Below are 13320 nucleotides of genomic sequence, written 5' to 3'. Positions count from 1 at the left end.
AGCTTTTACCGTCCGGGGTGGCAACGCGCGGTATGGTTTTTCGGCTCGTGCTCGGGTGCGGGACCGTCGGTCGACGCGTCATCGACCGATCCCCCGAGCACGACGGCCGCCTGCTGGTCGTCACCGAGGACCCGGACCTCGCCGAGACCCTCCGCGAGGGCAACGTCCCCGCCGAGTGTGCGGACCCGACTGACCCGTCGGTCCTCGCCGCCATCGAAACGCCGGATATCGTCTTCGTCGCGAGCGACCGTCCCGCGACGAACCGGGCCGCGCTCGAACGCGCCCGCGAGGCGTTCCCGGCGGCCACGTTCGTCGCCGACGTCGGCGCCGACCCGACCGACGACGACCGTGACGCGATCACCGCCCTCGCCGACAGGGTGGTCGACCGGGAGGCGACGGTCGCCGAGGCGGTGCTCGACCGGACGACGACCCCCGACGCCGAGAAAGCCGCCGCGTTGCGCCGACACCTCTCGCGGCTCGACGGCCCGCTGGCGGTCGTCGCCCACGACAACCCCGACCCCGACGCCATCGCGAGCGCGGTCGCGCTCCGGAACATCGCGGCGGCCGTCGGCGTCGAAGCGGAGGCCTGCTACTACGGCGAGATCTCCCACCAGGAGAACCGGGCGATGGTCAACCTGCTCGACCTCGAGTTGCGCAACCTCGCCCCCGAGGACTCGCTCGCGGAGTTCGCGTCGTTCGCGCTGGTCGACCACTCCCGACCGGGGGTCAACGACGGCCTGCCCGAGGACCTCGAGGCCGACGTCGTCATCGACCACCACCCGCCCCGCGGGCCGGTCCCGGGGGCGTTCGTCGACCTCCGCGAGGACGTCGGCGCGACGAGCACGATGCTCGTCGACTACCTCGACCGGTTCGGCCTCGACGTCGACCGGCGGACGGCGACGGCGTTGCTGTACGGCATCCAGATCGACACCGACGACTTCACCCGCGAGGTGGCGGCCAGCGACTTCGAGGCCGCGGCGACGCTGCGTCCGCTGGTCGACGAGCGCCTGCTGGAACGGATCGAACAGCCCACCGTCGAGGGCGAGACGTTCGACACGATCGCACGGGCGATCAAGAACCGGACCCAGCGGGGGTCGGTCGTCGCGGCCAGCGCCGGCCGAATCGCCAGCCGCGACGCGATCCCACAGGCGGCCGACCAGTTGCTGTCGATGACGGGCATCGACACGACGCTCGTCTTCGGCTTCCGCGACGAGGAGGTGTACGTCTCCGCGCGCTCGCGGGCGAACGACGTCGACCTCGGGGAGACGCTGCGGGACGCGTTCGGCCAGATCGGCAGCGCCGGCGGCCACGCCGACATGGCCGGCGCGCAACTCGAAATCGGCATCCTCGCCGGGACCGACGACGAGGACGAGGTGGAGTCGATCGTCAGCATCGTCGAGGAGGTGATCGTCGACCGGTTCTTCGAGGCGATCCGGACGCGGCCGGGGACGCCGGCGGGGGCGTACAGTCAGACCAGCGAGTGGCTGTTCGCGCCCGACGAGGAGGCGGAGGGAGACCGTGAGGACGTCGAGTCGGCGTGAGGACCGAAGGGAGGACTTTTCCGCGATCGAACCGTTGGCTTCGCCCATGGACCTCGCGCCGGACGGGAGCAAACCGCGGGTCGACGAGTACATGACCCGGGACGTCGCGACGGTCTCGCCGGACGCCACGGTCCGCGACGTCGCGGTCCGCATCGCCGAGAGCGACGAGCACAGCGGCTTCCCGGTCTGCGAGCGCCGCCGCGTCGAGGGGTTCGTCAGCGCGCGCGACCTGTTGCTGGCCGACGACGAGGAGCCGATCTTCAAGGTGATGGCGACGGACCTCATCGTCGCCCACCCGAAGATGAAGGTGACCGACGCCGCCCGCGTCATCCTCCGGTCGGGCATCCAGAAGCTACCGGTCGTCGACGACGCGGGCAACCTCGTCGGCATCATCTCGAACTCCGACGTCGTCCGCAGCCAGATCGAGCGTGCCACCCCCGAGAAGGTGGGGAAGCTGATGCGCACGCTGGAGAACATCCACGCGGTCGAGTTGCGCGAGGAGCGCCGGACCGTCCCGCTGGCGGAACTCACCCCGACGCAGGGACGGGTCTACGCCGACGAACTCGAAGGCCGGCGGTACGAACTCGAACACGGCCTCGCGGAGCCGCTGGTCGTCATCGACAACGAGGGGACGTTGCTGCTCGCCGACGGCCACCACCGCGTGCTCGCGGCCAACCGCCTCGGCATCGACGAGATGGACGCCTACGTCATCGTCGTCGACCACCGGATCGACCTCGGGATGGAACGGACCGCCGAGCGCGAGGGCCTGTCCGACCTCGAGGACATCGAGGTGGTCGACTACGCGGCCCACCCGCTGGTCGAGACGACCGAGCGCCTCCAGTCCGACCGACGGTGAGGGGCCAACTCGTGTCCGCCCCGGTGGCAGTCACGCGGTCCGACCGCTGGTGAGCGTTATGACCGTCGGCGGGCTAGACGCGGTATGGCTTCGACGGGCGAACGCGTGCTGATCGCGGGAGCGAGCGGCGACACCGGCCGGGAACTGCTCTCGGTCCTCCGACCGACCGACCTCACCGTGCGGGCGACCACCCGCTCGTACGCGACGGCGGACGCCCTGAAACGGCTGGGCGCCGACGAGGTGGTGGTCGCCGACTTCTTCGAGTCCGCCGACGCCGTCCGGGCAGTCGAGGGCTGTGACGTCGTCTACTGCGCGCTCGGGACGTCGCCGGGGCCGCGCCACGTCCTCGGGGGCCGACTCGTCGACCGGACGGGCGCGATCAACCTCGCGACCGCCGCCGTCGGCGAGAGCGTCGACCACTTCGTGTTGCTGAGCGCGATCGGCGTCGGCACCTCGAAGGCGGGAATGTCCCTCGCCGGCAGGCTGTTGCTCCGTGCGACCCTGCGGGCGAAACGCGACGCCGAGACGGCGCTGCGGCGGTCGGGGCTCGGCTACACGATCTTCCGACCGGGGAGACTGACGAACGCGACGCCGACCGGCGAGGTCGTCGTCGGCGAGGGCGGCGACTCGGTGTCCGGGTCGATCCCGCGGGCGGACGTCGCGCGGGTGATGGCCGCCGCGCCGTTCACGCCCGAGGCCCGCAACCGGACGTTCGAGATCGTCAGCCGCGACGGACTGGCCGGGACGCCGACGAACGTCGTCGAGGTACCCTGGGAGTTCGAGCGCGTCGGCGTCGAACACGAGCGGGAAGTGCGACGCTGACGGCCGTCGACACCCGGAATCCTTAACCGACCGTCCGGCAAAAATTACGATCATGTACGACGATGAGGATCTCGCGGCGATCCGCGAGGCCGAATCGGAGTGGGAAGCCGAGACGCTCGATCCCACCCTCGAGCGCTTCGGCGAACGCCAGGACCGGTTCGCCACCGTCTCGAACCTCGGGGTCGACCGGCTCTACACCCCCGACGACGTCGCGGACCTCGACTACCTCGAAGACCTCGGCTTCCCCGGCCGGCCGCCGTACACGCGCGGCCCGTACCCGACGATGTACCGCGGGCGGACGTGGACGATGCGCCAGTTCGCCGGCTTCGGCACCGCCGAGGAGACCAACGACCGCTTTCACTACCTGATCGAGCAGGGCCAGACGGGGCTGTCGACGGCGTTCGACATGCCGACGCTGATGGGCATCGACTCCGACGACTCGATGGCAGACGGCGAAGTGGGCAAGGAGGGCGTCGCGGTCGACACCCTCCGTGACGTGGAGATCCTCTTCGACGGGATCGACCTCGGGGAGGTCTCGACCTCCTTTACGATCAACCCCTCCGCGCCGGTCATCTACGCGATGTACGTCGCGCTGGCCGACCAGCAGGGCGTCCCGCGCGAGCAGATCCGCGGCACCCTCCAGAACGACATGTTCAAGGAGTTCATCGCCCAGAAGGAGTGGGTCATCCCGCCGGAGCCCTCGCTGGACCTCGTCACCGACGTCGTCGAGTTCAGCGCCGCCGAGACGCCGAAGTTCCACCCCATCTCGGTGTCGGGCTACCACATCCGCGAGGCCGGTTCGACCGCCGTCCAGGAACTCGCCTTCACCCTCGCGGACGGCTTCGGCTACGTCGAAGACGGGATAGAGCGCGGGCTGGACGTCGACGACTTCGCGCCCCGACTGTCTTTCTTCTTCAACTGCCACAACTCCTTCTTCGAGGAGGTCGCGAAGTTCCGCGCCGCCCGGCGCATCTACGCGCGGGTGATGGACGACTGGTACGACGCCGAAACGCCCGAATCGAAACGACTCAAGTTCCACACCCAGACGGCGGGCCAGTCGCTGACCGCCCAGCAGCCGCTGAACAACGTCGTCCGGGTGACGATCCAGGCGCTCGCGGGCGTCCTCGGCGGCACCCAGAGCCTGCACACCAACAGCTTCGACGAGGCGCTCGCCCTGCCAGGCGAGAAGGCGGTGCGCGTCGCCTTGCGGACCCAGCAGATCATCGCCGAGGAGTCGGGCGTCGCCGACATCGTCGACCCGCTCGGCGGCTCGTTCGCCGTCGAGGCGCTCACCGACGAGATCGAACAGCGGGCGATGCGCTACATCGAGGAGATCCGCGAGATGGGCGAGGGGTCGGTCCGCGACGGCATCCTGCAGGGGATCGACGACGGCTACTTCCTCCGGGAGATCCAGGAGGCCTCCTACGAGTACCAGGAGCGCGTCGAGGCCGGCGAGGAGGTCGTCGTCGGCGTCAACGAGTACACCATCGAGGAGGACACCAGCCCCGACATCCTCCAGGTCGACGAGACCGCCCAGGAGACACAGCTCGCCCGGCTGGAGGAGGTCAAAGCCGAGCGCGACGACGCGGCCGTCGAGGCGTCCCTCGAAGCGCTCTCGGAGGCGATCGAGGCGGGCGAGAACACGATGCCGTACATCGTCGACGCCGTCAAGACGTACGCGACGATGGGCGAGATCATGGGCGTCTTCGAGGACCACCACGGCGCGTTCAGCGAGCAGATCGGGCTGGCCTGATCGGCCGCGGTTCGCAGGTCGCGGCGACGACCCGCGACCTTATTACCGTCGTAGGAAGATTCTCGGAACGATGGACGGGGACGACGAGCCGCGAGTCACGATCAGGTGTACCGACTGCGAGACCACCTCGCGCGTGCCGCTGTCGACGGTGGCCGACGCGATCGAGCGCCACAACGACCGGCTCCACGACGGGGAGCAGATCGCCGAGGTCGACCCCGAAGTCGCGGACCACCTCGCCGATCTGGTCGGCCGGGAACTGGGGCTGCTCGACGGGTGAGCGCGAGACCGGCGGTTACGCGGCCCCGTCGTCGAACCGCGAGGCGACCTCGACGGCGAGGAGGCCGAGTCCGACGAGCGCGCCGACGGCCGCGGCGCCGTAGAGGGCGAGCGTCGCCGGCGAAATCGCGACCGTGACCGCGAGCACCGTGACCTCCTCGACGCCGGTCTGGGCGGGGACGAACCGGCCGAGGACGCCGCCGAAGGCGGCCCCCGCGGTCACCAGCCCGCACGCGAGCGCGAGGACGGCGCGCCGGCCCGTCGCGGTCGGCGGGGCGTCGCTCACGGCCGACCCCACGGCGCGGCGCGAGTAGCCTTTTGCGCCTCGCCGTCGAACCCGCGACCATGTCCGAGAAGGAACTGTTCCTCCTGTTGCTCGTCGGGGTCGCGCTCGCGATGGCGCTGACGGGCGTCGTCCTCGTGACGAACTGACCTCACCGCCAGTCGGTCTCCGGTTCGTCCCGGCGCGCGTCGCCCTCGATGGCACGGGCCCCGACGTACGTGATCAGCATGAGGAGGGTGGCCGTCACGACCACGATGGCGAACTGCAGCCCCGAGCGCAGGAGGTCGAACCCCCACGGGTTGAACGCGGCGAACAGCGCGACGAAGAAACAGAGGATCGCGAACGGGATGAAGTTGACCGCGAGGTCGAGCCTGACCTCCGCGTCGAACGCGCTCCGACTCATACCGATCGTACGGCCGCCGGGCGTAAGTCGGTTCGGGTGGGCTCAGTCGCGCAGCCGGCCGCCGACGCCGACGACGACCGCGACGGCGCCGGCGACGGCCACCGCGAGGCCGCGACTCGACAGGCCGACCAGCCCCTCGGCCGGCCCCGCGGGGACCGCGCCGGCGTCGACGCCCACCATCGCGGCCCCGGCGAGGACGAACAGGCCGCCGAAGCCCGCCACGAGCGCCCGCGGGCTGGCGACGTGGCCCGACTCGGCGAGGATGCCCGCGACGCTCCAGGCGAACAGCACGAGTCCCCCGACGGCGACCGGGAAGAGGTCGACGACGATGCCGACCTCCGAGAGGACGAGGCCGAGCGCGACGAGGAGCGGCCACGGGCTCGCGGCCCGTGCGGAGCGATCGCTCATACCCGTGTGGTTCGACGCGCGGGACAATAGTTCCCGGCGGCGCGACGCGCGTCGCGCCGGCTCAGATGTCGCGCTCGACGACGAACTCGGTGAACTCCAGCAGTTCCTCGGTCGGGCCGGGTTCGAGGTCGAGGTCCTCGACCTCGGCGCGTGCCTCGGCGGCGAGGTCGAGCGCGCGCTCGCGGGCGTACTCGATGCTGCCGGCCCCCTCGATGATCGACAGCGCCTCGAGGATCTCCTCGTCCGTGTTCTCGTCGGCGGCGAGGATCTCCTGGAGGCGGTGGGCGGCGGCGGGATCGGCCTCCTCGATGGCGTGGATGACCAGCAGGGTCTTCTTGCCCTCGCGGACGTCGTTGCCGAACTCCTTGCCGAACTCGCCGGCCCGCCCGAGGGAGTTCTCGACGTCGAGGATGTCGTCGCCGATCTGGAAGGCGACGGCGGTGTGCTCGGCGTAGCGGGCGACTGCGTCCTCGACCTCGGGGGGCTGGTCGGTGATGATCGCCGCGAGGCGGGCGACGATCCGGGCGAGACAGCCGGTCTTGCACGCGCACATCTCGAGGTACTGTTCGCGGGAGACGCGGACGTCGCGCTCGTTGTGCCAGCAGATGTCCATCCCCTGTCCGAGGTGGGTGCGGTTCAGTTCGTCCATCAGCATCTCGTAGGCGGCCAGCCGTCGCTCCGCCGGGAGGTCGGCGGGGTCGTGGGTGAGCACCTTCAGCGGCAGGAAGTACATCGCGTTGCCGGCGTTGAGCGCGACGTCCCGACCGTAGAGGTGGTGTAACGCCGGTTCGCCCCGTCGCATCGTCGCCTCGTCCTCGACGTCGTCGACGATGATCGTCCCGTTGTGGAGGATCTCCGGGATGCAGGCGTACGGGAGGTAGTCGGCGGGGTCCTCGCCGAACGCCTCGACGAAGACCAGAAAGAGCACCGCGCGCCAGCGCTTCCCGCCGCGGTCGAGGAGGTCCCAGATCGGGTCCGAGAGCGCGCGCTGGATGCCGTCGGGATCGTACTCGTAGGTGGGCTCGCCGAAGAACGACTCGAGGTACTCGGCGTCGACGTCACGTGGGAGGAGGTCGGCGATGGCCTCGTCTATCACCGGCCGCCACTCGGCAAGCGTCTCCCGCATACTCGTTCGGTCACAGAGCGGAAGCAAAAGCTTTCAGTTCGACTGTCGAAACCCACAACGAATTTATCGTTGTTCCAGAACGTTTAACCGGGCGGCACCACCAGAGGGAGGTATGGCAGACGAAGCCGAACTCAGAGAGCAGTTCGTCGACGCCTTCGGTGGCGCCGACTTCCCCGTGTCGAACCAGATGGAACTCGTGCCGGCGCTGCCGAACGGCCCGTCGACGACGTTCGAGTCCGGCGACCTCAGCCTCACCGCGATGGAACTCGGCACGAAGCTTTCGAGCTATCAGGAGTTCCCCTACGACAACGCCGAGGACCTCGCCGACGACGTCATCGAGGGCCTGAAAGAGGAAGGCGAACTGTAAGTACGCGCTCGCGGTTACCCACCTCGTTTTTCCCACCCCCGGGCGCCGCGGCCGGCGGGGCCGGCCGGACTCGGGGTTCGTTCACCCGTCGAGCGACCGCGGCGCCTCGGGCAGGCGCTCGCGCTGGCGTTCGTAGCGCGGGTGGCCGTCCGAGTGGACGTGGTCGAACAGCGTCGCCGGGTCGGGATCGGCCTCGGCCTCCGCCGCCTCGACGGCCTCCTCGACGGCGGTCCGGGCCCGCTCGCGCAGCGCCTCGTCGTCCGCGTCCGTCCAGCCGACGGTCCGTTCGAGGTACGTCCGCGTCCGTTCGATCGGGTCCGGCCACTCCTCGGGTTCGTCCTCGTCGCGGTACCGGGAGGGGTCGTCGGTCGTCGTGTGTGGCCCCTTCCGGTAGGTGACGGCCTCGATCAACGTCGGCCCGCCGCCGTCGCGGGCGCGTTCGATCGCCTCGCGGACGACGTCGTAGACCGCGACGGGGTCGTTGCCGTCGACGCGGACGCCCTCGATGCCGTAGGCCTCGGCCTTCCCGGCGATGGTCGCGCTCGCGGTCTGGCGCTCCCGGGGCACCGAGATGGCCCAGCCGTTGTTCTGACAGAAGAACACCGCGGGCGCCTCGAAGACGCCCGCGACGTTCAACGCCTCGTGGAAGTCGCCCTCCGAGGTGGCGCCGTCGCCGAGGCTGGCGAGGGCCACGCAGTCGTCGCCGGCGTAGTCGGCGGCCATCCCGACGCCGACGGCGTGGGGGAGCTGGGTCGCGATCGGAATCGTGATCGGGAACGTACGCTCCGCGACGTCCGCCTCCCACCGGTCGACGTAGTTGCCCCGCCCCAGCAGGTGGCGGACGACAGCGGCCGGTGGAAGCCCCCGCGCGAGGTACATCGCGTGGTCGCGGTAGGTGGGAAAGAGGTAGTCGGTCTCGCACAGCGCGAGCGCCGCGCCCACCTGTGCGCCCTCCTGGCCCCGCATCGGCGCGTACGTGCCGATCCGGCCCTGCCGGTGGAGGCTGATCGCCTTCTCGTCGAACGTCCGCGCGAGGACCTGCGTCTCGTAACACCGGAGCAGGTCCGCCTCCGGAACGTCGGTCGACCGCGCGTCCGGATCGCCGTCGGACGGTACCACCCGCACGATATCGTCTGCCGGGCTCGACATCTGTGTCACCGAGGGTCCATCGGTCAAACGTCGTTATCGATAATAAAGAATAGGCATGAGGGAGTTTCGCCGTCCGATCGTTGCCGCATTTAAGTATCCGATAGTAGAATCGTCGGCACGGAACGCGAGGACGGGCGGCGAAGTGACGATCCGTCGAGACGACCGGTTCCCGAACAGTTAGGGCGCCCCCGGTCCCATGCCGGCGTATGGTTACGTGGATCGGCGAGACCTTCACCAGCGACGTCGGATGGGACCACCTCGAACGACTCGTCGACGTCGGCGATCGGATGGCAGGAAACGAGGGCGAACGCGAGGCCGCGGAACTGACCCGCGACGCCCTGCACGAGGTCGGCGCGCGGGACGCACGCCTCGAGACGTTCCCGATACAGGGGTGGGCACGCGGCGACAGCGCCGTCGTCGCCGACGGCCTCGACCTCGACTGCATCGCGCTGCCGCGAAGCCCCGCGGGGGCCGTCGAAGGCGAGTTGGTCGACCTCGGCTACGGGCTGCCGGAGACGTTCGCGGAGACCGACGTCGAGGGGAAGGTCGTCGTCGTCCGCAGCGACATCCCGTCGTACTACGACCGCTACGTCCACCGCCGGGAGAAGTACTACCACGCCGTCGAGGGCGGCGCGGCCGCGTTCGTCTACCGCAACCACGTCGAGGGCTGTCTCCCGCCGACGGGTAGCGTCGGCACCGACGAGGACCCCATCGGCGAGATCCCCGCTGTCGGCGTCTCCGCGGAGGTCGGCGCGCGCCTCGTCCGGCGGTTCGAGGGCGAGGCGGTCGAGGTCTCCGTCGACGCCGAGATTCACGGGGCGGAGAGTCAGAACGTCCACGCGGAACTCGGCCCCGACACCGACGAGCGCGTGCTCGTGACGAGCCACGTCGACGCCCACGACATCGCCGAGGGGGCGCTGGACAACGGCGCCGGCACCGCGATGGTCGTCGAGATCGCGAACGCGCTCGCGACCCGGGAGGACGAACTCGACACCCGCGTCGAGTTCGTCGCCTACGGCGCCGAGGAGGTCGGCCTCGTCGGCTCCGGCTACCACGCCGAGACGACCGACCACGATACGATTGAAGCGATCCTCAACAGCGACGGCGTCGTCCGCGGGCGGACGCTCTCGCTGACGACCCACGGCTTCGACGCCCTCGAAGAGGCCGCGAACGACGTCGCCGAGCGCCACGGCCACCCGATCGAGACGATCCCCCGGATGGGACCTCACAGCGACCACTGGCCGTTCGTCCAGTGGGGCGTCCCCGGCTACCACGCGACGAGCACCTCCGACGAGGTCGGCCGTGGCTGGGGCCACACCGCCGCCGACACGCTCGACAAACTCGAGAAACGCGACCTCCGCGAGCAGGCGATCCTGCTGACCGACCTCGCGGTCCTGCTCGCAGGCGACGAGGTGCGTCCCGAGCACCGCGACCCCGAGGAGATCGCCGCGGCCCTCGAGGACGAGGACCTCGCCGAGGGGATGAAGATCACCGGCGACTGGCCCTACGACGGGTGAGGCGGAGGGACATCCGCACGTTTTTGGTCACCCCGGCGGAAGGACGCGACATGGAGCGCGCCGCGTGGACGGCGGGCGACGCGCCGCTGGTCGGCGTCGTCGATCCCGCACGGTCGGCCGACGAACCCGCCCACGGCGAGGCGGGCCTCGCGAACGTCGAGTCGGTAGTCGCCGACCGCGGCGGCGAGAGCGTCGTCGGCGGCGTCCCCGAGGTGCTCGCGGCCGACCCGACGGCGATCGTCGCCGTCGGCGAGTCGGCACTCTCTGCGCTCGCGGACGCGGATCCCGACGCGCCCGTCCTCCCGGTCGACGCGGGGGCGGGCCTCGGATCGGTACCCCCCGAGCGCGCGGCCACGGCGGTCGACGCCGCCCTCGCGGGCGAGGCGGTCGAACGCCGGCGGCCGGTGCTCGGGGTCGAGGCGAGCGACGGTCGCGACGCCGGTGGGCGCGCACTGTTCGACGTCTCGCTTTTCACCGACGAGCCCGCGCGCATCTCCGAGTACGCCGTCTACAGCCGCGGCGAGCGCGTCGCGCAGTTTCGCGCCGACGGCGTCGTCGTGGCGACGCCGGCCGGCACCCACGGCTACGCGGGCGCCGCCAACGCGCCGCAGGTCGCCCCGACGGTCGAGGCCGTCGCCGTCGTCCCCGTCGCGCCGTTCGTCACCCGGACGCGCCGGTGGGTCCTCCCCGACGACGACCTCGCGCTGTCGGTCGAACGCGACGAGGGCGACGTCGCGCTCGCGGCCGACGGCCGCGTACTGGAGACCCTCGCGCCGAAGACGCGGGTCTCGATCGCCGCGTCCGGATCGCTGTCGACGCTCGCGTTGCTCGACCGCGAGTAAGCCGATCCTACCGCCGGCCGCCGGGGAAAGCACTAATGAGCGCGCGGGCGTGGGACGGACATGGTCGAGCCAGCGCTGTTCGGCCCGGTCGACGTCCTCGGCACCGAACTCGTGGGGGACGTGGTGCTCATCGAGGTGATTCTGCTGGTTCTCGTGGTCGCCAACCTCCTCGTCCGGGCGGTCGCCTACCGCGGCTACGTCGCCACGGCCCGCGAGGAGGGCGCCGACGCCGTCAGCCGGAGCCTCCCGCTCGAAGCGACGACGTTCCTGATCGTCCTCGGGGGCTTTTACTACATCACGGTCCACCTCCACGGCGGCGTCGTCTTCACGACGCTGGCGCTGGGGGTGTTCGTCGCGGACTTCTTCGAGTTCGAGGCCCGTCTCGTCGAGGCACGCACCGACAAGCCCTTCGAGCGCCCGAAGGGGGCGATTACCCTCTCGATGCTCGCTTTCCTCTATATCGCCTACCAGTCGCTGTTCTTCCTCGTCCGGCCGCTCTGGGAGACCGTCGTCTAGCGGTCCGCGTAGTAGCCGCGGGCGCGGCGGCCGGCGGGGATGATCACCCAGAACGTCAGCGCCCCCAGAATCGCGAAGTAGAGCGCGACGTCCCGCACCACGAGCGCGAGTTGCGTGTACGTGTCGGGGTTCTCCGGGTCGGGGCCGATGAGTTGCTCGCCGTAGAAGTCCGGCGTGTTGAACCAGCTTGCGAACATCAGCCAGATCAGCAGGCCGCCGGTGAGGATGGCAAAGCCCTTGACGAACTCGTCAGCCACCGCGATCACCTCCGTCCGCGCCCTCGGGTGCCATCCCGTCGGTCCTGAACCGCGTCGAGAAGGCGTAAGTCGCCGCGCCGAGGGCGATGGCGGCGACGCCGAGCAGCGCCAGCGCGACGTTCACGTCCGAGGGTGCGGCGCCGGCGCTCTCGGTCGCGCGGTCGAGGACGACGAACCCGCTCAGGACGGCCCCGACGGCGACGAGCGTCGAGAAGACGGTGACGGTCTTGTACAGCCGCAGGGGGACGACGACCTCGCGGCGGCCGGCCGCTCCGGACCGCGGGCCGTCGGTCGCGTCGTCCGCGTTCGCGTTCGCGTTCGCGTTCGGGCGGTCGGGCGCCGAGGCGTCGGCGTTCGCGTCCGTGGACGTGAAGCGTGTCGATCTCGACATGGCTATCGTGGCGGTCTGAGCCGGTAGTACCGGCGGTTGAGTTCGTACATGTACCCCTCTCGCATGGTCTTCAGGACGGCGTAGGCGATGGCCCCGGCCACGACCGGGACGATGAACGTCAGGTCGAACGCGACCGCGACGGGGAACGGCATCGTGTCCTGTAGCGGGAGCAGGCTGATCGTGAACGCGAAGACGACGCCGAAGACGCCGACGGCCCCCCAGAACGGCTGTTCGACCGGCCGTCGCGCGTTCCCCTTGTTGAGGAAGGGGACGAGCGCGATCGTCCCGAGGACGACGACGTGCGCGAGGATGCCGTAGAACTCGTCGGAGAGCAACTTCTCGCCGCCCAGGATCGACAGTTCGGGGTTGATCGGGTTGAGGTGCAACAGCCCGAACGACCAGTAGAGGTACCAGTCCGGCAGGATGACCTCCGGCGTCTCCGCCGGGTTCGCCGGGTCGCCGAGGTGCGGCGGCAGCGTCGCCGCCAGAAAGACGAGCATCCCGGTGAAGAAACTCGCGATGGCGAGGTTGCGGATCGTCTCGTGGGGCCACGCCGGGAAGGCGAGCACGTCCCGCTCGATGTACGTCGACTCGTTGCGCAGGTTCTGGTCCTCGCGGCGGGCGCGCTCGAAGTACTCGTAGGTGAGCCGCGAGAGCGCCGTCGTACGCTCCTTGCGCTCGCGCCACGTCGGCACCTCGTCGTCCGGGGGGACGATGCCCGGGCCGCGGCCGTCGGCCTGTGCGCCGTCGCTCTCGGAGTCGGTGTCGGTGCCGCCGTCGGATCGGGGGTCGTGGTTCGTGTCGGTCATGTCG

The 13320-nt window shown here is 70.3% G+C and carries 17 protein-coding genes; 9 read left to right on the top strand and 8 right to left on the bottom strand.

The window, feature by feature from the left end:
* Positions 1-32 precede the first annotated feature (32 nt).
* From NKG98_RS18145 to NKG98_RS18125, 5 genes are all read left to right on the top strand, one after another.
* Positions 33-1541, top strand: coding sequence for a DHH family phosphoesterase (locus NKG98_RS18145; protein ID WP_254767535.1), 1509 nt, complete (start codon positions 33-35; stop codon positions 1539-1541).
* A gap of 46 nt (positions 1542-1587) precedes the next feature.
* The gene (locus NKG98_RS18140) at positions 1588-2397 is read left to right on the top strand and encodes a CBS domain-containing protein (RefSeq protein WP_254767534.1); all 810 of its coding nucleotides are present in this window, start codon (positions 1588-1590) and stop codon (positions 2395-2397) included.
* Between the two features lie 84 nt (positions 2398-2481).
* Positions 2482-3219 (top strand): SDR family oxidoreductase, encoded by a 738-nt coding sequence (locus NKG98_RS18135; RefSeq protein WP_254767533.1) that lies wholly within the window; start codon positions 2482-2484, stop codon positions 3217-3219.
* Between the two features lie 52 nt (positions 3220-3271).
* A complete protein-coding gene (locus NKG98_RS18130; protein ID WP_254767532.1) occupies positions 3272-4972 on the top strand; it encodes a methylmalonyl-CoA mutase family protein in 1701 nt (566 codons plus the stop codon).
* 70 nt (positions 4973-5042) lie between these two features.
* On the top strand, positions 5043-5249 hold the full coding sequence (locus tag NKG98_RS18125; RefSeq protein ID WP_254767531.1) for a DUF8149 family protein: 207 nt from the start codon (positions 5043-5045) through the stop codon (positions 5247-5249).
* Positions 5250-5264: 15 nt separating this feature from the next.
* On the opposite strand, the gene NKG98_RS18120 is transcribed toward NKG98_RS18125, so the two are convergent.
* The 4 genes from NKG98_RS18120 to NKG98_RS18105 form a co-directional block, all read right to left on the bottom strand.
* Positions 5265-5534 carry a DUF7520 family protein gene (locus NKG98_RS18120; protein ID WP_254767530.1) on the bottom strand — a complete coding sequence of 90 codons (270 nt, stop codon included), beginning with the start codon at positions 5532-5534 and terminating at the stop codon, positions 5265-5267.
* 148 nt (positions 5535-5682) lie between these two features.
* Positions 5683-5934 (bottom strand): DUF6684 family protein, encoded by a 252-nt coding sequence (locus tag NKG98_RS18115; protein WP_254767529.1) that lies wholly within the window; start codon positions 5932-5934, stop codon positions 5683-5685.
* Between the two features lie 42 nt (positions 5935-5976).
* The gene (locus NKG98_RS18110; protein WP_254767528.1) at positions 5977-6342 is read right to left on the bottom strand and encodes a DUF7541 family protein; all 366 of its coding nucleotides are present in this window, start codon (positions 6340-6342) and stop codon (positions 5977-5979) included.
* A gap of 61 nt (positions 6343-6403) precedes the next feature.
* Positions 6404-7468: a polyprenyl synthetase family protein gene (locus NKG98_RS18105; protein WP_254767527.1), complete on the bottom strand. Its 1065-nt coding sequence runs from the start codon at positions 7466-7468 to the stop codon at positions 6404-6406.
* Positions 7469-7580: 112 nt separating this feature from the next.
* Between NKG98_RS18105 and NKG98_RS18100 the strand changes: the two genes are divergently transcribed.
* Entirely contained in the window at positions 7581-7835 is a 255-nt protein-coding gene (locus NKG98_RS18100) for an MTH865 family protein (RefSeq protein ID WP_254767526.1), read from the top strand.
* Positions 7836-7916: 81 nt separating this feature from the next.
* Here the strand turns inward: NKG98_RS18100 and pdhA are convergent, their stop codons facing one another.
* Complete coding sequence (gene pdhA / locus NKG98_RS18095) at positions 7917-8984, bottom strand: pyruvate dehydrogenase (acetyl-transferring) E1 component subunit alpha (RefSeq protein ID WP_254767525.1); 1068 nt, start codon at positions 8982-8984, stop codon at positions 7917-7919.
* A gap of 206 nt (positions 8985-9190) precedes the next feature.
* On the opposite strand from pdhA, the gene NKG98_RS18090 reads away from it, so the two are divergent.
* The 3 genes from NKG98_RS18090 to NKG98_RS18080 are packed head-to-tail and all read left to right on the top strand — an operon-like array spanning position 9191 to position 11859.
* On the top strand, positions 9191-10501 hold the full coding sequence (locus tag NKG98_RS18090; RefSeq protein WP_254767524.1) for a M28 family peptidase: 1311 nt from the start codon (positions 9191-9193) through the stop codon (positions 10499-10501).
* A gap of 50 nt (positions 10502-10551) precedes the next feature.
* On the top strand, positions 10552-11343 hold the full coding sequence (locus NKG98_RS18085) for an NAD(+)/NADH kinase (RefSeq protein WP_254767523.1): 792 nt from the start codon (positions 10552-10554) through the stop codon (positions 11341-11343).
* A gap of 60 nt (positions 11344-11403) precedes the next feature.
* Entirely contained in the window at positions 11404-11859 is a 456-nt protein-coding gene (locus NKG98_RS18080) for a DUF7313 family protein (RefSeq protein WP_254767522.1), read from the top strand.
* On the opposite strand, the gene NKG98_RS18075 is transcribed toward NKG98_RS18080, so the two are convergent.
* From NKG98_RS18075 to NKG98_RS18065, 3 genes are read right to left on the bottom strand one after another with little or no spacing between them, the layout of a single operon-like run.
* Entirely contained in the window at positions 11856-12116 is a 261-nt protein-coding gene (locus tag NKG98_RS18075; protein ID WP_254767521.1) for a DUF7314 family protein, read from the bottom strand. The genes NKG98_RS18080 and NKG98_RS18075 overlap by 4 nt on opposite strands.
* Complete coding sequence (locus tag NKG98_RS18070) at positions 12109-12507, bottom strand: DUF7315 family membrane protein (RefSeq protein WP_254767520.1); 399 nt, start codon at positions 12505-12507, stop codon at positions 12109-12111. Before NKG98_RS18070 ends, NKG98_RS18075 begins: the two co-directional genes overlap by 8 nt.
* A 2-nt stretch (positions 12508-12509) precedes the next feature.
* On the bottom strand, positions 12510-13316 hold the full coding sequence (locus NKG98_RS18065; RefSeq protein WP_254767519.1) for a cytochrome b family protein: 807 nt from the start codon (positions 13314-13316) through the stop codon (positions 12510-12512).
* Positions 13317-13320 lie beyond the last annotated feature (4 nt).

The organism is Salinilacihabitans rarus, assembly GCF_024296665.1.
In the GTDB taxonomy this organism is placed as follows: Archaea; Halobacteriota; Halobacteria; order Halobacteriales; family Natrialbaceae; genus Salinilacihabitans; species Salinilacihabitans rarus.
The sequence above is the reverse complement of the archived record's forward strand: the minus strand, read 5'-3'. Positions and strand labels throughout refer to the sequence as shown.